Raw genomic sequence first — 21,399 nt, 5'->3', positions numbered from 1 at the left:
AGCGAGGGAAGCGGCTTGCCCGCGGAAAGCGTCCGCCACAAGCGAAATGTATAAATATCAACAGTATCATTTAACAGAGCCAAAAAATAAAAAAAGACTCCTCAACGTTTTATCCAGACCCGAATGATAAAAAAAGGAGAATACATATTCCATGTCTAAAGGACGTTTCCATACCACATCTTAGGTGTTATAAAAAATAAGTTTTTGAACCAATTTTAGAAATGATCAGATTGGAAAACTGCTGATATATAAGGGGGCTTTCACGGAATATTTTTAATCTAAAAGGGCTTAAATAATCAAAATTTAAACGTGTAATATGATTTGTAAGATATGCTGACTTATTGGAATTTTTCTTTCTTTTTGTATTTAAAAAATTAATAATGATTTGACTCGTTGTAATTCCAATTCCATGTCCATAATAGAGATTCTCATCTAAGATAATCGCATTTTCACCTTGCCATTGTGAAGTTTTAGGGTCATGTTCAGGGTTTTTGAAGTAAACGCAATCTCCGGGTAGAAAATCCGTTCCTTCATGAGTACGAAGATTAAGATCCTGGTCATATACCCAATTGTATAAATAAAGACCTGAAAAAAGGCGATTAAATTGCTCTTTATTCATCGATTCTAAAACAGCCTTATAAAATATGATCACCATGGCTGTAGCACATTCAAATGCATACTTGCTTCCATTAAGGAAGATATCTTCAATCGCAGTTTGAGGTAAAACATTTGGTTTAAGGACAAAGGCTCCATTTTTCTCAAGTTTCCAATAGTTTTCGTTGCAGGTAGATGTACTATAGGTTGCAAATTGGACTCCACTATTATTTAACAAAACAGCTGCTTGAATGATTTGAAGCCTAACCGACAGTTCGAATTCCAGCTGCTCTATTGTCTCATACTCATAAATCTTGTTGTATTTCCCCATTAATTCAAGGATTTTAGTTTTTTCATACGATAAATTTTCGTGGTTGATTTGACTAACATCTATCAATTTTTGATTAATTTTTATCACTTATGATCTTTCCCCTTTTTTAGGTAATGAGATTAAAATTGATTATAGAGAATTGCAGCATCCAAATACTGTTTAATAAATAATTATATGAATAATTAAAGTAAAATGACCAAATTTGAACATGGGGTATCCTCTGATAATTTTTTAAAACATATGTTTCGTACATTGTATAAATAATAGACTAATTTTCGATTTCAAAATAATAATTTACTTATGTAAGAAAAAAGAGGATATATGTCCTTATATTGAACAAATATCCTCAAATCATTTTAGTAAAGTTAACTACAAAAACGAGCCTCTACTTTACTTGGATTTGCAACCAACAGTGGAGCATGACAATGAATACAAAAAAATAAAGAGGAAATGGGTGTTTCCTATCTATGTACAACATGTCCTGTAACGGAAATTATTTAACATGTTAACCGAGAAGTCTCCCTACCTCTAAACAATGTGTAGGTGGGAGAGGTTCATATGGGCACTGAAATTTCGGATATCTTCCAACGAACGAATATCATGTGGAAAAAGAGGAATAAACGTCATTTGAACTTTGTCAAACGTTTCTTTTATTATTTGTAAATATTCTTGTTCAACCTGTTTTCGTTGTTCCCAAAAAGAATCCAATCCTTCATTTGGTAATACTTTGTTAATGACAAGATGACGAACGTCCATCTGAAAGGCGCGTAACTGTTCGATTGCTCGTTTCGTTTCTTCAATAGGAAGCCGTTCAGGATTTAACACGAAAACAAAATCCGTTTGTTCCTGATCCGTAAGTATATCTCGAACTTTTGTAAACTTGTGCCGTCGATTCATTAACACTTCGTAAATCGGATCGTCAGGTACATCACCGTCATACAAGAATTGTGAATATTGTTCTTTCATATTTTTTCTACGTTGGAGTAACCCATCGATCCAAGCACCCATTAATTCTGGTAACATAAGTAAACGTAGTGTATGTCCTGTCGGTGCTGTATCAAACACAATCACATCAAATGACGATTCATCAACAATTAGAGAGGCCATTCGGTCGAATACGGCCGCTTCTTGAGCACCTGGAGAGCTTTTCACAAGGTCAAGCTGACGATACACTTCTTCTATCATCGTCCCTTTGACAAGCCCTTTCATATTCTTTTTCACTTCTCTTATATATTGATCAGTTTCTATGTCGGCATCTAACTCTATGATGGATAAATGATTTGAAACTTGTACATATGTATGTGTCGTTTCGTTGATATGAAACAAATCCGCCGCATTGTGGGCAGGATCCGTTGAAACAAGGAGCGTTTTTAATCCTTGTTCACTACATGTAAAGGCAAGAGCAGCTGCTGTCGTACTTTTACCAACTCCTCCCTTTCCACCTACAAAATACAGTTTTCGTTTCATCTTTTATCCTCCCTAACAACATCGGATTCCATCAAGTGGAGATTTTTCCATTCCCATCCGAAGATGCCATTCATGGAAGCGTTCAATTATCAGCGGATATAATTCCAATGTATAATAAAAAGCCGGGTTTGGAATCCCTAACATTTCTGATGCACAAAGCAGCATAAATAAATCTTCTTCCTCGCGAATTTCTCTTAGAATTTGTGCACGATGAGGTTGTTTTAACATTTGATCGTAAATTTCGATAGCATTTTTCAATTGTTTCAAAAAAGGAATCGACATTTTCCTACCCCCTTTTTTGTGTAGAAAAAGGAATAGGGTAACTCTCCCTATTCCTCAAACATTACATATCTGTGGAAATTGGATCGGTAGGGCGTCGGTTAACAAAAGCAGCAATTGCCACAAGAATGATCCAGAAAACAAATACCAGGATGAGTCCACCAAGAACGAATAACAGCATATTCGGATCATTACCAACGAATGACCATTTATAGACGACTTGTTGAACCATTGCCCACAGAGTCATAAAGAAAATGAATACCATCGGAATAAAGGTGAATAAATAGTTTCTACCTAGCCGCTTCAACCAAATCGTAATTAAAAGTAAGCTTACTCCTGCAAGCAGTTGGTTGCTCGTTCCAAACAATGGCCATAATAAGTAACCACCTGAACCGAAACCATTTGGTCCTTTCGGTAATAACACTAACGCTAAACTAGATAAAACTGCAACCGATGTCGCGACGTGCATTTTTGTTAGCGGTTTCAAGTTGTACTCTGCACCGATCTCTGAAATAATGTACCGCATAAGTCGTACTGACGTATCTAACGTAGTAGCGGCAAAACTTACAACAATCACGGAAACGATCGTACGTGCGACATCAGCTGGAATCCAAATACCTGTTGCTAACAACGCTGCTCCGTTAATAAAATTGCCAAGACCTCCTTGGCTTGCAGCTTGAAATGAAGAGTAAGCAGCCAAAAATTCACCTTGTGTGGCGAATACCGTCGTAACGGCAATAATGGTAATAAGGGCTAACGAACCTTCACCTACCGCACCTAAATACCCAACGAAGCGAGCATCTGTTTCTTTATCGAGTTGCTTAGAACTTGTTCCCGATGATACTAACCCGTGGAATCCTGAAATCGCTCCACACGCAATGGTAATAAATAGTAATGGGAACCAAGAAACATCGGCGTTCGCATTCGTCATTGGTGCCGTTACTTTTGGTTGTAAAAAGACAAGGCCTAAATATAAAATAAGTAGCCCAATAAGTAATTGATGGGAATTAATGTAATCACGAGGCTGTAATAGTTTCCAAACTGGTAATGTCGAAGCAAAATAGCTATACACCATTAAAATAACAATCCAGACAAAAAAGGCCATCGCTACGCCGTCTAATCCAAATAATACGGTATTCTCTGCTCCTCCAAAATATTTCACTAGGTCGATTTGAAGGGCTGGAATTTTACTTGTTAGTACAGCTGTTCCATACATAATAACTAGAGCGATAATTGATGGTATAAGCATTTCTTTTTTTCGTTTATATACCGCATAGCCAATCCAAATCGCCAGTGGGATTTCGATAAACACTGGCAACACACTTGCCGGAAATTTAATAAACAAATTCGAAATGACCCAAGCAAACACAGCATTTACCATGAGAACTAAAATAAGGATAATAAATAAAAACATCATTTTGGCACTGCGACCAATTAACCGATTGGTAATCGTTCCGACCGATTGCCCTTTATGGCGTACAGATAACACGAGCGTCCCAAAATCATGAACTCCAGCCGCAAAAACAGTCCCTAAAATAACCCATAAAAAGGCCGGTAGCCATCCCCAATAAACCGCAATGGCTGGTCCAACAATTGGTGCCGCTCCAGCAACGGAAGTGAAATGGTGGCCCCACAACACGACCTTTCTAGTCGGAACAAAGTCCACTCCATCATTATATTTGTGAGCTGGAGTGACATAGTTCGGGTCTAACCGATAAATCTTTTCGGCAATAAATTTTGAGTAATACCGGTACCCTAAAGTGAACACAAGCATACCTGCGACTGCCAACCAAATCGAATTCATCTTCTCTCCCCTTTCTTTGACCTGTTTCAATTGAATCATAAGAAAAAAAATGGACTATTGTCAATATTTTCTGAACTTTCTATGAAATAAATTTTCGATAAATTTCGACAATCCCCTTCTACAGAATGGGCATTTTTGTTTGCAACGTCTTTTACTTTTATATAGGCTACTTACTTTCCTATTCCTCCAAAAATAGACTAAGACTGATTAAAATTTATCAAAATGACACCCACCTTTTACCTTGAAGACTGATTCACGTCTAAGATGTTCACAAGTTAAAAGATAATCGCGACTCAAGTAGGAATCATAACTTCAACATCTAATCATATGTATAACTAAATTCATGTACTTTCCATTTGGCATTCGTAGATAGTGGAGGTGGAAAATTCAATTGGAAAGGCATTTGTTAAGATTAAGAACACAACTTGGTTTGCTAATAGTGGTCACAAGTTTCGTCTTACCATTTGTCACGATTATTCCTATGAAAATATTTATTGCCCAATTTACCAACGAAACAGCGGTCGGAATACTCCCGCAAAGTTATATCTTCTCTGTTCTTTCTTTTCTATGTTTCGGAATCGGATTAGTCGTATGGACCTCCAAACGTCTGATTCTACTCATTAGTGCGATTGGTCTCTTTGTTACTAGTTTCATTTGCTTTTGGATGTCATTGAATGGTTATCCTAGTGTCCGGAACAAAACCATTACAGGTTCGCTTTGGAAAAACGATCATTACCTTTTACAAGAAGATGTATATGTTTCCAAGGAATTCGGCCTTACGTACCTTTACTTACAAGATGGTCCAGTTGATGTTGTCCCCCTCTTGTTCACGAATCCTTCATTTGACAATTTCTTTAATGAATCCATTAAAAGTAATAATTGATATATAAAAAGCTGACTCGGCAAAGGTTCTCGAGTCAGCTTGGAACTTTTTTACATATTGACATCATTGTATAGGCTTGACTTATGTAAGCCAACTTCTTCGAGTACGCTAGCAATTTTTTCATCGGCTTCCATAAATTTTGCGTCAGCAGCTTCAAAAGATGGTGCTTCCTTTGTTAATTCTTCCTTGATCATTTCGTACGATCCAACAACAGTTTCAAGTGATTCTTTTAATGTTTCTTCATAAGCATTGAGTTCAGTTGGAATCGTGACGCTTTGCAATGCTTCAACAACCTTTTCGGCTGATGTTAACGCTTCTTCTTTTAACTGTGCCATTTCTTCTGAACTTTCTTTTTCCATCGCTTCACGATATGTATTTAATGCGGTATCGTTTTCATTAATCGTGTTCGTCATTTCCATATAGAAATTCATCATGGCCTTCTTCACATCTACTGTTTCAGTTTCTTCTGTAGGTTGTTCATTTGCACTTTGTTCTTCTGTTTGGTCGTTGGAACAAGCTCCAAGAACAATGGCAAGCGCTAATGTAGCCCCCCATATTTTTTTCATCATTCGTCCACCTCACAAGTAAAAAATTTTTTCACAATAATGAAATATACTAATTTTTTGAAGCGATCGATAAGAATATTAGCAAAACAAAAAGAAAATGTAAAGTTTTTCTAAATTCGTTGTAATTTATCAAATTATCTGAATATATTTTTGTTTTCGTTTTTATTTTTTTTGGCTATGTTAAATGTCATTGTTGATTTTTAGCAAGCTATTCACATGGAGCGAAAGGCGACGACTCAAGCGGGGACAAGAAGCCAAGCAAGACCCATACTTGAACTTAGCGAGGGAAGCGGCTTGCGGCTTACCCGCGGAAAGCGTCCGCCACAAGCGTAATGACAGTATCGTTTTACAGAGCCGTTTTTTTTGAAAAAGTACATATTCTTGCAACACTTTTTTCCTATTGTCTATAATGGAAAACGAGAATGGACAATACGGATCATTGATCTACATCATACTTGGAGGTTGTTTTATGCTTGAAGGCTGGTTTTTATGGTTTATATTAATTTGGATTTTTATTTTAGTTGGTTCTTTTGCGATTGGTGGCTATTTTATGTTTCGTAAATTTTTAAAACGGTTACCAAAAGCCGACGGTAAGTCCGATCTAGACTGGGAAGAATATTACATAAAAGAAACGCGCCATCTTTGGACAAGTGAACTAAAAGCTTTATTAGAGGAATTAGTGAGCCCTGTACCTGAATTATTCCGGGATGTTGCCCGCCAAAAAATTGCCGGAAAGATAGGAGAACTTGCTCTAAAAGAAAAAGCCGATCAAATGACGTTAGATTTAGTGATACGAGGGTATATTTTAGCTACCCCGAAAAGAGATCATAAATTTTTACGTAAAAAATTAAAAGAATTAGAAATTGATATAACACCGTATGAACAATTATTCTAAAAGCTTGGTTCTCCAAGCTTTTTTTTATATAGACTTGAATTTTTTAAAAATTCAATATATTATTTGTCTATCAACAGTAAGATTTTTACAAAAACTACAAAAAGGAGGGGCATTGTGGTAAAGCCCACAAATCGTACCATTTTTATAGCGCTTGGAGTTATTTTCATTCTTTCCTCCGTTATCACGTCTCTTTTTCTATCAGGGTTAATAAAAAGTATTTTGTTCCGTCCAAATGGCGTTTTTCTCTTTGGTTCGACATCGTTATCTTACATTTACATAGCCCTATCCCAAATATTACTAGGCATTAGTTTTATTCTAATTGGACTTTCTTTTCTTCCAAAGGTCATTCGCAGAGGATCTGCCACGGTACTTATTTTGGGAGCGTTGATCACTGCATTCATTGGTTTTAACGATTATTACTATGCATCTAGGGATGGCGTGTATGTGAATAAAACAACGGATTGGAAAGGAACATGGATTCCATGGTCGGATGTTGAACATATGGATATAGTATATAATGTGAAAGATCATTCTCCTCTTCCTCATTCGATTGTTTTTCACACCAAATCAAAAAGGAAATATGATATACCCATGGATGGGTATGTGTACAACTCAAGAAAAACCATCCGCTACCATGTCAAGCAAGCAGGCGGCACTGTTTCTGACAAAGTCATTCACCCTACAACAACCAACAATGGAAAAAAATAATCATTTTCTCTATCGATAAACTTCATCTCTCCTAAAGGTAAAAAACAAAAAAACGTTTGGTTAAGGAATGGTAACTCTTAACCAAACGTTATTCTTATCCTTTGGTTGCTACTATCCAGTCATTCTTTTTTTGCAGCTTCATGTATTGGATATACATCGCTATGCGCCATGGGACAATCATACCAAATGCTAAAATCCAGAACATTCCACTAAGTTCTCCTACATCAATGGAAGTGCTCAAAATGAACTTAGCAATGATTCGAATAATCAGCAATCCAATTAAAATAAATATAAAAGCTTTTGATCGTTTTAAATAAATGTTACCATCTTTAATTTCAAACTTAGATGTTTTAATCAAGAAAATCGAAAAAATCATTCCAACAACGAGTGCCTCTACCACTTGGGCAAAACCTACTCGAAACATCGGATGAAGAAACATGAGAGCCCCAGTACTCATAAAAAGCGGTGGCAATATAATTTTTTTCGCATTTACAGGTTTTTTAGAAGCTTTCATACGAACAAATAAAATGAGACATCCCATGAAAATGGCGATAACCGATGAAATCAATACGTTCATAAGTAATCATCCTAACTGTTTCACTATTCATTTTTCCATTTTACTATATAACATAATCATCAACAAATGTCTATCACCGCTCTATGTTACCACATTCAAACAAAAAAAGGGACAAGAACGATTCTTGCCCCTAAAATTATTATCCGACTACTCGATTGACTGCTTCGATGACCCGTGTTTCATCGAATGGTTTAACGATAAAATCTTTCGCGCCTGCTTCAATCGCTTCTACAACCATCTTTTGTTGCCCCATAGCCGAGCATATAATGATTTTGGCTTGTGGAAATTCCTCTAAAATATGTTTTACTGCTTCAATCCCTGTCATGATCGGCATGGTAATATCCATTGTCACTACATCTGGTTGCAATTCCCGATACCGTTCGATCGCTTCTTGTCCGTTTTCTGCTTCGCCAACAACTTCATGATTTCCTTTTTTTAACATATTCGTTAGCGTCATTCTCATAAATTTCGCATCATCCACTACTAACACTCTTGCCACCGATGTTCCTCCTCAATAACCTAAACAATTTCAAAAAAAATGTTGATCTCCCCCTCAAAAAAATGGATGTTCCTTCGAAATTTGTAAATGTTCGCTAACGGCCCATCTACTCCTTTCGAGGGGTATTATTACAAAAAATATCCAATATAAACAATATATTCATCGTATTTACTTATAAAAATTATAACAAAGGTCCTACTTTTTATACAATGGGTAACTTACCGACAAAAATCGCCTATTAAAAGCCTTTAAAGTCACCAAATAGGCCTGACAATAAACTGATCATGTCCGTCATCCAGTCAAAATAAAGCATAATACCCATAATGATCATTAAGTAACCACCGATTTTGACGATAGCAACATTATGCCGACGAATCCAATTCAATCTTCCAATAAAAAAAGACATGACGAAAAACGGAATCGCAAAACCAAGTGTATAAGCTACCATATACAATAGTCCTGATTCAGGGTTTGATGCGGCAAGAGCGATAACAGAAAGTAATATTGGACCGGTACAAGGTGTCCACCCAGCTGCAAACGCCATACCAATTAAAATGGATCCTACATAGCCAGAAGGACGGTTCGTAAATTGGATACGGGAATCTTTCATTAAAAATTTCGGCTTGAATACTCCAGCAACGATTAAACCGAAAACGACAATAAATATAGCACCTAATTGCCGAATTAAGTCTTTATATTGGATAAAAAACGTTCCGATCAATGACGTCCCAAAACCTAAAGCAACAAAAATACTTGAAAAACCAATCAAAAAGAAAATGGTATGTAATAAACTTCTTTTTTGTAACATCCCGTTTTCTACTTTTATTTCATTTACACTCATTCCAGTAATGTAAGAAAGAAATGCAGGATAAAGGGGTAGACAACATGGAGAAATAAAACTTAAAAAGCCTGCACCTAAGGCTACCCATACATTGACGTCTGTCACGTCAATCACTCCTTTATTTAATCTATGTTCATATTTTAGCAAATAATAATAGATTCCATAAAGAAAACCATTGTGAATACTTTGTGACACCCTTTCTCTCAAACAATATTTACAAAAAACATACAAGTAATAACATTTTTACTTTGAAATTGGAAACATTATTCGATATACTTGAACTATATTCTGTTACAATTATTTCTAGTTCTGTTTTTTCATAGTATTTGAAAATAAACAATGAAAGGACAGCTGACCGTGTCGAAACAAGAGTTACTAGAAAAAATTGAAAAAAAGAGATACGAATTATTTGAAGTGGTGGCAAAGTCTGGTCTATCATCACCAATTGCCATCCAACATAGTCAAGAACTTGATACATTATTAAACGTATACAATCGCCTATATTTGAAAAAGGAAAAACGTTCGCTTTCAGCCCAAACTGTAAACTAGTTAATCGCCACGCCCCATCTCCATCAATCGACCCTTGATACCCATTACCAAAAAAGTCCAATATCATTGGTCTTTTTTTATTTCTTCGCCTATTGCTTCCAGTATTTTTCATTGATAATATGTATGTATATTTTCGAATCGAAAGGAGCGATGCATATGGCCGTTATGAACAAACACCCCTATTATTTTCTAATTATGCGCATCATAGAAGGACATCGCTCATAGGGTATCGATTCCTCTATGATGCCAATCAATCATAGAGGAGGAATATGGATTGACTATTGAACAATTTGGATGGAATACAACGTGGCACCAAGAATTTCTTCCTTGGGAAGAAAAAGGATTTATTCCAGGCCGCGTAACCATTGAGCATAAACGGATGTACCGTGTACAAACAAACGATGGAGAATATTTATGTGAGCTTTCCGGAAAGTTTCGATACATGACAAGCGAGCGGCATGAATTCCCGGCCGTTGGTGATTGGGTCATTGTTCAAGCTTTACCGAAAGAAAAAAAGGGATTCATTCAAGGAATCCTTCCCCGGCGTAGCCAGTTTATCCGAAAGGTAGCTGGAGAGGAAACAACTGGACAGGTCATTGCCGCTAATATTGATACCATCTTTCTTGTCATGGCGCTAACGAATGACTTTAACGTGCGGCGTTTAGAACGGTATTTAGTACTTGCGTGGGAAAGCGGAGCCAATCCGGTTATCATTTTAACGAAGGCTGACTTATGTTCAAATGTTGAAACGTACGTGGAAAAAGTTCATTCAGTAGCTTTAGGAGTTCCTGTTCATCCAATATCTTGTTACGAAGGAACAGGATTGGATGAATTATCAGCATACTTACAAGTAGGAAAAACGATTGCTCTTGTCGGTTCTTCAGGTGTTGGAAAATCAACCCTTATGAATTATTGGCTAAAAGAAGAATATCAAGCGGTTCAAGAAGTAAGACAAAATGATAATAAAGGACGTCATACAACCACAAACAGGGTACTATTTCATCTTCCAGAGGGTGCGTGTGTAATTGATACTCCTGGCATGCGGGAATTATCATTATGGGAAAGCAACGAAGGATTAGATGAAACTTTTGAAGATATCATTCAACTAGCACAATACTGTCATTTTAACGATTGCCAACACAATACAGAACCGAAATGTGCTGTGCGAAACGCAATCGAAAACGGTTCCTTATCGCCTCACCGTCTAGAAAGCTATCGTAAATTGCAAAAAGAGTTAGCGTACGTGGCTCGGAAAGAAAATGAAAGGCTTCAACACAACTCAAAACGCCGTTGGAAAGCAATATCTAAGGAAATGCGCCAGTATAAAAAACGTTATTAAATCATAAAGACGAAAGTCCACGAATAGGACTTTCGTCTATTATTTCTGTAAATGCAATCCATAATTGTATTCGCTCTATAACGCCCTGCTCTATTCTTAATTAGGTGATTACCATTAAAAACCTGTTGGTTGTTGTCCGTACCCATGCATTGGGTAATGATAATGATACTCTTGATGAACATCATGGTGCGTATGTGGATAATAATGATGTTCATAAGGGTAATGATGGCATCCACAATGATGAAGATCATGATGTTGGTGATGATGAAACGGATGTCCGTAATGGTAATCATAATGATGGTAAGGATGATGAGGATTACCCCAATACCAATTACGAGAATCTTCTACAGGAAATGGAAACATCGAGCATATTCTCCTTTCAATTATGATTCTTCCATTTCTAACTTATGCCATTCACTTTATTCCGTACATTGTCCTAGAGGGATATCCTTGGAACCATATTTATAACAAAGGCGATGTTATATGTCATTCTCATTTATTAAGAAACGATATTTTCCATACTCTCCGTTAACCCATTTTGAAGAAGATACATTTTGTAGTACAACCCTCGTATAGCGAGTAGTTCTTGATGATTTCCGCGTTCTACAATTTCCCCTTGATGTAATACTAAAATTTGGTCTGCATCTTGAATCGTAGATAACCGATGAGCAATCGCTATCGTTGTTCGTCCTTTTCTCATTTTTTCTAGCGCAATTCCGATGGCCTCTTCTGTCTCAGTGTCAATATTCGCAGTTGCTTCATCTAATACTAAAATTTTTGGATTGGTCGCAATCGTTCGTGCAAACGCAATCAGCTGACGTTGACCACTAGAGAAAGTTGAACCTCTCTCCACCACTTGATGGTCGTATTGATTTGGTAAATGTTCGATAAACGGATGGGCTTGCACAAATTTGGCCGCTTGGGTCACCTCTTCATCGGAAAGTGATTCATTATATAACCGAATATTATCTTTAATGGTCCCAAAAAATAGGAACGGATCTTGTAAAACCAGCCCCATTTTCTTTCGTAGCTCTTCTTTCGGATACGCTTTTATAGAGCGTCCATCAATCAATATATCGCCTTCTTCAAATTCATAAAAGCGCATAAGCAAGTTAATGATGGAACTTTTTCCACTTCCCGTATGACCAACTAAGGCAACTGTTTCACCTGGTTTTGCTGTAAAAGAGATGTTTTTTAATACATTTCGTTTCCCATCATAACTAAACGTAACATTTCGAAACTCGATTTCACCTTGTTTAATCTCAATTGGCTGCTCTTGTTGCGCTGGTTCCATTTCTTTTTCGTCTAACAATTTAAATACACGCGAGGAAGCGACAATCGCTTGTTGAAACATAGAAAGCCTCATCATCATTTGGTTGACGGGTTCAAAAAATCGATCTAAATAGTTGACAAAGGCATATAAGACACCAATTTCAATTGGACTATTCAACGAAGTAATACCGAAATAACTTAAAATAAGAATTAGAGAAAAAACATATACGACATCCACCGCTGGACGAAGCAGTAGCCCATCTAATTTAATGTTTCGCATGCCCGCTTCATAATGTTTTTCATTAATCGCACCAAACTCTTCACGTAAACGGCGTTGTTGACGAAACACTTGAATGATCGCCATTCCTTGTAATGATTCATTTAACTTTGCATTTAATTGACTTAACCGTTCGCGTAAATCCGCATAAAAGGTCGAACTATATTTCCGATATGTCCGCATAATAAGGAAAATAATTGGTAAAATAGCTGTACAAAAAAGCGCTAATTTCACATTTAAACTAAACATAGCAATGAACACACCGATTAAGAAAAAGCTACTTTGGATAAACGTCACTAACACTTCGACAAACATCTCTTTGATCGCTTCCGTATCGTTTGTGACACGAGAAACGATACTCCCAGCAGGGGTCTTATCGAAATAGCGCATACCAAGTGATTGTACTTTTGTAAACACATCTATACGAAGCTGCTGAATAATTTTTAACGCAATCTCTTGAAATTTTAACAATTGAAAATAGGAAATAATGACTTTTAAAAAATGAATTCCTAAATAGCTTACCGCTAATGTCACAAGTGCCCCTTGTGGAAAATATTGCGGTGTTAAGTAATCATCGATAAAAATTTTAACAAGAATCGGACCAAGAACTTCCCCTGTGGTTGATAAAGCTAATAAGAAAAAAGCAAATACAATCGGTTTCCAATGGGGTTTGGTATACTTCATTAAACGAATAAAAACGTTCCTTTGTTCTTTCGCCGACATTACTGTTCCTTTTTCCATCCTTTACCCTCCATGTTCAACAAGTTCTTCCAGCTGTTGACGGACATACATCTCTTTATACCATCCCTCTTCCTTCATTAATTGGTCATGCGTTCCTTTTTGTATGATTATTCCATTTTCAAGAACTACTATTAAATTCGCATGCTGAATGGCACTTAATCGGTGCGCGGTAATGATGGTCGTTTTCCCGACTCGATTTTCTTTTAAGGAACGTAATATTTGCTCTTCCGTTTTCGCATCAACGGCGGATAACGCGTCATCCAATATTAACACTTCTGGGTTGATTAGCAAGGCTCGGGCAATGGAGATTCGTTGTTTTTGGCCTCCAGATAAAGAAACTCCACGCTCCCCAACAACCGTATCATATCCTTCCGGAAACTGCTCAATATCATCATGTATATGGGCGAGCCGAGCCGCTTCTTCAATTTCTTTCTGACTAGCTTGTGGACGTGCAAAGGCGATATTGTCGCGAATGGATGCCGAAAATAAAAAATGATCTTGTGGGACATATCCGATTGCCTCACGTAAGGTATCTAGTTGGTATTCCGTAATAGAATAACCGCCAATTAAAATATCTCCTTTCATTCCTGGAAACTCTCTTAATAACGCTTTAATTAGAGACGTTTTGCCGGATCCTGTTTTTCCAACAATCCCTAACGTTTCCCCTCTTTTTAACGTAAAATAAATATTTTTCAAAACGGGTTGTGTATCATTGGGGTAGGTAAACGACGTTAAGCGATATTCAATGTCCCCTGACGGAACCTTATCAATCGCTTTTTGCGTGTCTTGAACGTCTGGTTGTTCTTGTAATAAGCTAGAGACACGGTCGTACGAAGCTCTTCCCCGTTCCACAATATTAAATAACCAGCCAAAAGCAAGCATCGGCCAAATGAGAAGACCTAAGTAGGTCGTAAAGGAAACAAGTTGCCCAATGGTTAACTCTCCTTGAAGCACGAAACGGGCACCAAATACAATGGCTAAGAAAAAGGAAAATCCAACAATAATAGAAATGGTCGGATCAAATAAAGAATCAATACGAGCTACTGACATATTTTTTTGAACTACATCATCCGATTGTTTCCGGAACGCTTCAATATCTTCTTTTTCTTGACCAAATGTTTTAATGACTTTGATGCCTGCAATACTTTCTTGTGTTTTATCATTTAAAGAGGAAAAAGCCTCCTGGGCCAGGTGAAACCGCTTATGTAATAAAGTACCATAATAATTAGTTAATAAGGCCATAATAGGCATAGGGATTAAGCTGATCAAAGTTAATTTCCAACTTATGGTCGTTGCCATGGCGATAATGACAAAGCCTCCTGTCGCTAACGAGTCGACAAGCGTTAAAACACCTACGCCTGCCGTTTGTTGAATGGCTTGTAAATCATTCGTCGCATGGGCCATCAAGTCACCGATACGGCGCCTTTGATAAAAAGATGGACTTAGCGAAGTGAAGTGATGATATAAACGATTACGGAGCAATTTTGATAATTTTACCGCTGAACCGAAGATCAACATTCGCCAAAAATAGCGGAGTCCATACATACATAAAGCAACTGTCGCAAGTATGCCCATCCATTGCAAAAGCTGCTTTAACGTTAATGTACCTTCTTTTATGGAATCTACGACCATGCCAATGATTTTCGGTGGAACAAGTTCTAAAATAGCGACAAGACATAAAAGAAATATACCGGTTAAATATGCCTTTTTTTCTTGTTTAAAAAACCACATTAAATCGAGAAAAACTCTCATCGTTGAATCCTCCGAATACTTCATTATTCACTGACTAATGCATAAGTTTATCAAACTTTTCTAAAAAAGAAAAGATTTACAGAATTAGAAGAATTGGTAATTAAGAGATTTTACGTAAATAAAAATGCACTCTGAGTGACCAGAGTGCATGTCCATTTTATTTCAGCTGTTTGTTCATCGCATTCATCATTTGGTTGATTTTCTTTTGGGAAGGTTTCATTCCCATTTGCATCATCATTACTTTTAGCATTTGTTCATTAATCGGCGGATTTTTCTTTAAATAGCTCATCATATATTTACGAGCAATGAAAAATCCTAGTGCTACTCCGGCAATTAACGCCAGAATACCGACTAGAATAACATCCCACATCTTCTATTTCCTCCTTCATGTTGTCTACCATACAGTGTACTAAACCTTGTAACATAATACAATATTTCCATTCATTTTTCTCAAGTAATTATATAATTCCTCTCTTTTAACGGTTTTAACCAACCATACCGTTCATTTTGCAAATCAATCGCTAACAATCGTCCGTCCATTTGTCGAAGCGCTTCAAAAAAAATCGATTCGGCATCATAGCTTCCCCAAGCATATAACAATAATTTCCGTTTATTAATTTCTAACTGTGCTCGATTTGATTCATCTTCCCTACCAATCCAATACACGTTTCCTTCTGAAACATAATCACTTCGTTTACTCAATCGCTGAGAAATCATTCGATGCAGGTGCAATAAAGGAAAGGGAAGTGTTATATATTGAATTTGTTGTTCAATAATTTGTTTTAAATCACTTGGTGCATATTGGTGTTCATGAAATAAATTGTAGAACAATCGCTCACGGCCATAAAAAAAGTTCGCTATATCTTCCGAAATGGAATAAATATGATAACACCGCATCGTTCTCCTCCCCACGTCCACTTTTTTCTATTATAGCGAAACGAAACGTGGAGAAGTTGTCAAAAGCTGTTTGAAAGATTCACTTTTTTTGTCGAATATAGTCGAACTTGTTGACTTTTACATGTTTGAGGTCATACGAAAACATAACCATATCCAATGCTTGTATTCCGAATTCGACAATTGGTTTTGAATACGCACGAAAAAAATCCCGTTTGATCTCTTTCATACGAAACCCACATTTTTGATAAAAAGCGATGTTATCTATGCTAGAGTTAGCTGTTCCAACTTCCATTACATAAAAACCTTTATCTTGTGCCCAGTGTAAGAGATTTTGAACCATTAGTTTCCCCAATCCTTTTCCGCGACACTGCGGGACGACGGCTATGTTTTTCAATTCGACCGTCGTCTCGTTTATTGGTAAACAATGAGCAACACCGATTGTTTCATCCTCGACCGTGAAACGAAACATCCATCCTTTTCGAAAATAAGAGCGAACCATCCATTCATCTTCATCTGCAAGTAATAAAAGTTCGAGATACTTTTCACGTTCGGATGTTGAAAGTTCTTGTCTTTTTATTAGCGCCATTATGTATGCCTCCAATCCCCTAAAAAAAAAAGAGGGCGAACGAATCGCCCTCGGATAATACATTATTGATTAAGTAATGCCTTTACACGAGCTACAACGTTTTCAACCGTAAAGCCGTATTCTTTCATGATTGTTGATCCAGGGGCAGATGCTCCAAAACGATCAATAGCTAAAATATCACCTTCGTCACCAACGTAGCGTTCCCAACCAAGAGATGCTGCCATTTCGATCGCAAGACGCTTTTTCACTTCTTTCGGTAAAACGGATTGTTTGTATTCTGCCGATTGTGCTTCAAAACGATCCCAAGAAGGCATACTTACCACCGCTACCTCAATACCTTCTTCACGTAAAACTTTTTGAGCTTCCACGGCTAAGCTTACTTCTGAACCAGATGCTAGAAGTAAGGCATCCGCTGTTTCTTTCGCAGCTGGTGAAATTACATATGCTCCTTTTTCCACCCCTTCTTGTGCACGTTCAGCTGTACCTTCAAGCGTTGGTAAGTTTTGGCGTGTTAACACAAGCGCGGTAGGAGTGGACTTGGAAGTGACGGCTAAACGCCATGCCGCTGCTGTTTCATTGGCATCTGCAGGACGAATAACAGACAAGTTTGGCATCGCCCGTAATGATGGAAGCTGTTCGATCGGCTCGTGAGTCGGACCATCTTCCCCAACAGCGATACTATCATGCGTAAATACATACGTCACAGGAAGTCCCATAAGCGCAGCTAAACGGATCGCTGGACGCAAGTAATCAGAGAAAACGAAGAACGTACCTCCGTAGACATGTAATCCACCATGTAACGCCATCCCGTTCATGGCTGCACCCATCGCAAATTCACGCACACCAAACCAAATGTTACGACCTTCATAGGAGCCTGGTAAGAAATCTTTTTCTCCTTTAATCGTCGTTTTATTGGATCCCGCTAAGTCTGCCGATCCACCGATGAATGAAGGTAGATTTTTCGCAATCGCATTTAACACTTCTCCAGAAGAAGCACGACTTGCTAAACTTGTTCCAACCTCGTAAACTGGAATGTCTTTATCCCATCCTTCTGGTAATTCACCTTTTATCGCTTTTTCTAATTGTTCTCCAAGTTCAGGGAAAGCCTTTTTATATTCAGCAAACATTGCTTTCCATTCTTTTTCTTTTTCAGAACCAGGAATGACCACTTTTTCTTCAAAGCGAGCATAAACTTCTTCAGGTACATAAAAATCTTCTTCGAATGTCCATTTATACGCTTCTTTCGTTAATTTTAGTTCGTCTGCACCTAATGGAGCGCCGTGTACATCAGACGTACCAGCTTTATTTGGTGAACCGTATCCAATGACCGTTTTGACCTCAATCATTGTTGGGCGTGTTTGATCAGCTTTCGCTTCTTCAATGGCTTTGGCTAACGCGTTTACATCATTGCCATCTTCTACACGAATATATTGCCATCCGTATGCTAAGAAGCGATCTTTCACACTTTCAGAGAAAGACTTATGAAGTTCTCCATCTAATGAGATATCGTTTGAATCGTAAAGAACGATCAATTTTCCAAGTTTTAAGTGACCTGCTAAAGATGCTGCTTCTTGAGAAACTCCTTCCATTAAATCCCCGTCACCGCAAATGGTGTATGTATAGTGGTCAATTACAGGGAAGTTTTCTTTGTTATAAACACTTGCTAAATGACGCTCCGCCATTGCCATACCGACAGCCATAGCAATACCTTGTCCAAGTGGACCAGTCGTTGCTTCAACTCCTGGAGTGTGACCGAATTCTGGATGCCCTGGTGTTTTTGAACCCCATTGACGGAAGTTTTTCAAGTCATCCATTGTTACATCATATCCAGATAGATGAAGCAAACTGTATAATAGCATCGAGCCATGACCAGCAGATAGGACAAATCGGTCACGGTTAAACCATTGAGGGTTTTTTGGGTTATGATTCATAAAACGCGTCCAAAGCGTATATGCCATTGGTGCTGCCCCCATAGGCATACCTGGATGTCCAGAATTTGCTTTTTCAATCGCATCAATCGATAACGTACGAATCGTATTAATCGCGAGTTGATCCGTTTTATCAAACATGATATACATCCTTTCTATAATAACCTTACTCTATAATATTAATCCCCTTTTCAACGGAAAACAACCGAAAAGAATAAGAAATCAGACGTCTTACCAATATAAACGTTAGCTTTAGACTATTGTTCAATAAAAATTAGCTTAAATTCGGTCAAACTCTAATAAAAGTAAGAAAGCTCGAACCATTTTTTACTGTTCGAGCTTGTTGGAAAATTAATGATATTTTTTCTTCAATTGAATGTCACGAAGTTTCTTCGGAGTCACTTCTTCCCCATTTGGATCGAAAATGCGTACATTTTCAATCGTTTTTTTCATGGATTGACGGAAAGCTTGTAAATATTCTCCACGAAGGCGACTTTGTTCCTTCGCTTCCTCCTCGGTCAAGCCGACTGATTTTGCTTTTTTGGCAAGTTCATTAATTCGAGCGATTTTCTCTTTTGAAAGCATTGTTTTGCCCCTTTTCCTTTCTAGACTATCGTCATCTTACAAAAATCATCGCTATTTGACAAGTGTTTAGCTTTCCTGAAATGATTTTATATACTCTTGATAACGACGATGAACAGTCGCTTTCGATACATCATAGCCAAATCCCCGTAGTGTTGCAGCAATTTCCTCAAATGTAAGGTCATTTTGCCTGAGACGAACAATTTCCTGAATCGGAAGTTCCTTCTTATCTCTTCCTCCAGATGAATGACGCGGTAAATTTTTTTCCGGTCGATACCCGCGTTCAACGGCTCGTTTCATTCCCCGTTTAATTTTTAAATTATGTATTTTTCGCTGGTATTCTTCCACCATACTTACTATTTGAAGAACCATGGAGTCTGATTCCGATAATTGGAGCTCACCTTGATGGGACATACTGTAAACTTTAACGCCTTCTTTCATAATGACATGAAGAAGAGCAATTTTCGCATTTCCTCTTCCTAAGCGTGTTTCATCCTGAATAAGAATGGCATCAATGGAACCTTCTTTGATTCGATCGAGAAGCTCCATCATTCCAGGGCGGTCAAGCTCATAGCCGCTTGCCTGATCTTTAATGACAGCTTTAATGTGAAATCCGTACTTATCTGCTAACTGTCGTAATTCTTCTTCTTGCCGTTCGAGTGAGGTTTCTTGGGTGTCTTTCGTTGTACTGACTCGGCAATAAAGAATCGCGTTCATAAGCATCTCCTTGTCTATTGAGTAGAATCATAGGCAAACTGGTGATGGGATGAGTCAATTGTTGCTTTTACCGGGATGACTAACGTATTTCCTGCATGAATGACAGATGAAGTTTTCAATTCATTTTTTTGTTGAACCCATTGAATAAACTCCGTTTTGGTCATGTGATGCTGTTCGGCATATTGTTCCGCAAGAGACCATAGCGTATCTCCTTCGTTCACAACAATTATCATAAACGATTCATCTTTGTCTTCGGTCATAAATAGCATCGTTATTCCAAAAATCATCGAAACGATGAATAGAATCATAACATAAGAATATTTCTTCCACAACAGGTTGATCATTCATGATCCCTCCAACCGAATGTTTGTTCGATTTGATTATAGTACGAACATCCGTTTGGTGTCAACAAAAAACTCGAACTTATGTTTGTATTTGTTGGAAAGACATGCTATAATATTACCAACAGAAGTGAGATCGAGGTGCGTAACGATGAAAAAATTAACGAAGCGACAACAAGATATTTTAGAGTTTATTAAAGAAGAAGTTCGGAAAAAAGGATACCCACCTTCCGTTCGCGAAATCGGTGAAGCTGTCGGTTTGGCCTCAAGTTCAACCGTTCATGGCCATTTAGCTCGCCTAGAGAGCAAAGGTCTCATCCGCCGGGATCCGACGAAGCCTCGTGCAATAGAAATTCTCGACTTAGAGGAAGATCAAATTCCAAAACAGAACGTAGTCAATGTCCCTATTGTCGGTAAAGTAACCGCTGGACAACCGATTACGGCCATTGAAAATGTGGAGGAATACTTTCCACTTCCAGAACGGCTGGCTCCAGCTGATGAGCAAGTGTTTATGCTGGAAGTTATGGGAGATAGTATGATTGACGCTGGAATATTAGACGGCGATTACGTTATTGTCCGTCAGCAAAAGACAGCGAATAACGGAGATATTGTGGTAGCAATGACCGAAGATAATGAAGCAACAGTTAAACGATTCTTTAAAGAAAAAGATATGATTCGCCTTCAACCAGAAAACCCAACATTAGAACCGATTTTTTTACGAAATGTAACGATTTTAGGAAAAGTGATTGGTGTATACCGTCAAATTCATTAATTAATAAGGCAAGCTCTTCTAACCGAAGAACTTGCTTTTTTTATGTGATATTTCATTTTCTATAACTGACTGGATCAATTTTGTAGTTCATGGACTTACAAACCATTAAACGTCACATTTTGTAAAGGGATGTTTTATTTCATTGTTGATTTTTAGCAAGTTGTTCACACGGCGGCGACTCCAGCGGGGACAAAAAGCCAGG

Annotated in this window: 24 protein-coding genes; 6 read left to right on the top strand and 18 right to left on the bottom strand. The window is 37.7% G+C overall.

The window, feature by feature from the left end; all coding sequences use genetic code 11:
• Positions 1-187: 187 nt before the first annotated feature.
• From ABES52_RS13525 to ABES52_RS13510, 4 genes are all read right to left on the bottom strand, one after another.
• Positions 188-1,012, bottom strand: a complete 825-nt coding sequence (locus ABES52_RS13525; RefSeq protein ID WP_429651707.1) for a protein-glutamine gamma-glutamyltransferase — start codon at positions 1,010-1,012, stop codon at positions 188-190.
• A 441-nt stretch (positions 1,013-1,453) separates the two neighbouring features.
• Positions 1,454-2,392 (bottom strand): ArsA family ATPase, encoded by a 939-nt coding sequence (locus ABES52_RS13520; RefSeq protein WP_429651706.1) that lies wholly within the window; start codon positions 2,390-2,392, stop codon positions 1,454-1,456.
• Between the two features lie 12 nt (positions 2,393-2,404).
• Positions 2,405-2,674, bottom strand: a complete 270-nt coding sequence (locus ABES52_RS13515) for a cory-CC-star protein (protein WP_429651705.1) — start codon at positions 2,672-2,674, stop codon at positions 2,405-2,407.
• A 61-nt stretch (positions 2,675-2,735) separates the two neighbouring features.
• Positions 2,736-4,475 carry a carbon starvation CstA family protein gene (locus ABES52_RS13510; protein ID WP_429651704.1) on the bottom strand — a complete coding sequence of 580 codons (1,740 nt, stop codon included), beginning with the start codon at positions 4,473-4,475 and terminating at the stop codon, positions 2,736-2,738.
• 391 nt (positions 4,476-4,866) lie between these two features.
• On the opposite strand from ABES52_RS13510, the gene ABES52_RS13505 reads away from it, so the two are divergent.
• Complete coding sequence (locus ABES52_RS13505; protein ID WP_429651703.1) at positions 4,867-5,358, top strand: hypothetical protein; 492 nt, start codon at positions 4,867-4,869, stop codon at positions 5,356-5,358.
• A 50-nt stretch (positions 5,359-5,408) separates the two neighbouring features.
• Here ABES52_RS13505 and ABES52_RS13500 read toward each other — a convergent pair whose 3' ends face one another.
• On the bottom strand, positions 5,409-5,924 hold the full coding sequence (locus ABES52_RS13500; protein WP_429651702.1) for a hypothetical protein: 516 nt from the start codon (positions 5,922-5,924) through the stop codon (positions 5,409-5,411).
• A gap of 469 nt (positions 5,925-6,393) precedes the next feature.
• Between ABES52_RS13500 and ABES52_RS13495 the strand changes: the two genes are divergently transcribed.
• Together ABES52_RS13495 and ABES52_RS13490 are read left to right on the top strand one after the other, a co-directional pair.
• The gene (locus tag ABES52_RS13495) at positions 6,394-6,819 is read left to right on the top strand and encodes a DUF2621 domain-containing protein (RefSeq protein ID WP_429651701.1); all 426 of its coding nucleotides are present in this window, start codon (positions 6,394-6,396) and stop codon (positions 6,817-6,819) included.
• 114 nt (positions 6,820-6,933) lie between these two features.
• The gene (locus ABES52_RS13490; RefSeq protein WP_429651700.1) at positions 6,934-7,527 is read left to right on the top strand and encodes a hypothetical protein; all 594 of its coding nucleotides are present in this window, start codon (positions 6,934-6,936) and stop codon (positions 7,525-7,527) included.
• Between the two features lie 94 nt (positions 7,528-7,621).
• On the opposite strand, the gene ABES52_RS13485 is transcribed toward ABES52_RS13490, so the two are convergent.
• The 3 genes from ABES52_RS13485 to ABES52_RS13475 all read right to left on the bottom strand — a co-directional run bounded on the left by ABES52_RS13485 (position 7,622) and on the right by ABES52_RS13475 (position 9,549).
• Complete coding sequence (locus tag ABES52_RS13485; protein ID WP_429651699.1) at positions 7,622-8,104, bottom strand: CcdC family protein; 483 nt, start codon at positions 8,102-8,104, stop codon at positions 7,622-7,624.
• A 139-nt stretch (positions 8,105-8,243) separates the two neighbouring features.
• A complete protein-coding gene (locus ABES52_RS13480) occupies positions 8,244-8,603 on the bottom strand; it encodes a response regulator (RefSeq protein WP_429651698.1) in 360 nt (119 codons plus the stop codon).
• Between the two features lie 238 nt (positions 8,604-8,841).
• On the bottom strand, positions 8,842-9,549 hold the full coding sequence (locus tag ABES52_RS13475; RefSeq protein ID WP_429651697.1) for a cytochrome c biogenesis CcdA family protein: 708 nt from the start codon (positions 9,547-9,549) through the stop codon (positions 8,842-8,844).
• Positions 9,550-9,801: 252 nt separating this feature from the next.
• On the opposite strand from ABES52_RS13475, the gene ABES52_RS13470 reads away from it, so the two are divergent.
• The gene (locus ABES52_RS13470; protein WP_429651696.1) at positions 9,802-9,993 is read left to right on the top strand and encodes a Spo0E family sporulation regulatory protein-aspartic acid phosphatase; all 192 of its coding nucleotides are present in this window, start codon (positions 9,802-9,804) and stop codon (positions 9,991-9,993) included.
• A 274-nt stretch (positions 9,994-10,267) separates the two neighbouring features.
• Positions 10,268-11,332: a ribosome small subunit-dependent GTPase A gene (gene rsgA / locus ABES52_RS13465; protein WP_429651695.1), complete on the top strand. Its 1,065-nt coding sequence runs from the start codon at positions 10,268-10,270 to the stop codon at positions 11,330-11,332.
• A gap of 114 nt (positions 11,333-11,446) precedes the next feature.
• Here the strand turns inward: rsgA and ABES52_RS13460 are convergent, their stop codons facing one another.
• From ABES52_RS13460 to yneA, 10 genes are all read right to left on the bottom strand, one after another.
• The gene (locus tag ABES52_RS13460) at positions 11,447-11,695 is read right to left on the bottom strand and encodes a hypothetical protein (RefSeq protein WP_429651694.1); all 249 of its coding nucleotides are present in this window, start codon (positions 11,693-11,695) and stop codon (positions 11,447-11,449) included.
• Positions 11,696-11,831: 136 nt separating this feature from the next.
• Positions 11,832-13,622, bottom strand: coding sequence for an ABC transporter ATP-binding protein (locus tag ABES52_RS13455; protein WP_429651693.1), 1,791 nt, complete (start codon positions 13,620-13,622; stop codon positions 11,832-11,834).
• Positions 13,623-13,625: 3 nt separating this feature from the next.
• Positions 13,626-15,374 (bottom strand): ABC transporter transmembrane domain-containing protein, encoded by a 1,749-nt coding sequence (locus ABES52_RS13450; protein ID WP_429651692.1) that lies wholly within the window; start codon positions 15,372-15,374, stop codon positions 13,626-13,628.
• 157 nt (positions 15,375-15,531) lie between these two features.
• Positions 15,532-15,744, bottom strand: coding sequence for a YneF family protein (locus tag ABES52_RS13445; protein ID WP_429651691.1), 213 nt, complete (start codon positions 15,742-15,744; stop codon positions 15,532-15,534).
• A gap of 80 nt (positions 15,745-15,824) precedes the next feature.
• The gene (gene sirA / locus ABES52_RS13440) at positions 15,825-16,271 is read right to left on the bottom strand and encodes a sporulation inhibitor of replication protein SirA (RefSeq protein WP_429651690.1); all 447 of its coding nucleotides are present in this window, start codon (positions 16,269-16,271) and stop codon (positions 15,825-15,827) included.
• 79 nt (positions 16,272-16,350) lie between these two features.
• Positions 16,351-16,857 carry a GNAT family N-acetyltransferase gene (locus tag ABES52_RS13435; protein WP_429651689.1) on the bottom strand — a complete coding sequence of 169 codons (507 nt, stop codon included), beginning with the start codon at positions 16,855-16,857 and terminating at the stop codon, positions 16,351-16,353.
• Positions 16,858-16,919: 62 nt separating this feature from the next.
• Positions 16,920-18,926 carry a transketolase gene (gene tkt, locus ABES52_RS13430; RefSeq protein WP_429651688.1) on the bottom strand — a complete coding sequence of 669 codons (2,007 nt, stop codon included), beginning with the start codon at positions 18,924-18,926 and terminating at the stop codon, positions 16,920-16,922.
• A gap of 210 nt (positions 18,927-19,136) precedes the next feature.
• A complete protein-coding gene (locus tag ABES52_RS13425; RefSeq protein ID WP_429651687.1) occupies positions 19,137-19,370 on the bottom strand; it encodes a DUF896 domain-containing protein in 234 nt (77 codons plus the stop codon).
• Between the two features lie 66 nt (positions 19,371-19,436).
• Positions 19,437-20,084, bottom strand: a complete 648-nt coding sequence (locus ABES52_RS13420; protein ID WP_429651686.1) for a YneB family resolvase-like protein — start codon at positions 20,082-20,084, stop codon at positions 19,437-19,439.
• A gap of 14 nt (positions 20,085-20,098) precedes the next feature.
• Complete coding sequence (yneA, locus tag ABES52_RS13415; RefSeq protein ID WP_429651685.1) at positions 20,099-20,428, bottom strand: cell division suppressor protein YneA; 330 nt, start codon at positions 20,426-20,428, stop codon at positions 20,099-20,101.
• Positions 20,429-20,576: 148 nt separating this feature from the next.
• Here yneA and lexA point away from each other — a divergent pair, with 148 nt between their 5' ends.
• Complete coding sequence (gene lexA, locus ABES52_RS13410) at positions 20,577-21,197, top strand: transcriptional repressor LexA (protein ID WP_429651684.1); 621 nt, start codon at positions 20,577-20,579, stop codon at positions 21,195-21,197.
• Positions 21,198-21,399: the final 202 nt, after the last annotated feature.

Origin of the sequence: Aeribacillus pallidus (assembly GCF_050478865.1) — a bacterium.
Taxonomy (GTDB): Bacteria; Bacillota; Bacilli; order Bacillales; family JACDOC01; genus JACDOC01.
Note: the sequence above shows the minus strand (reverse complement) of the source record. Positions and strands in the feature narration are given on the sequence as shown.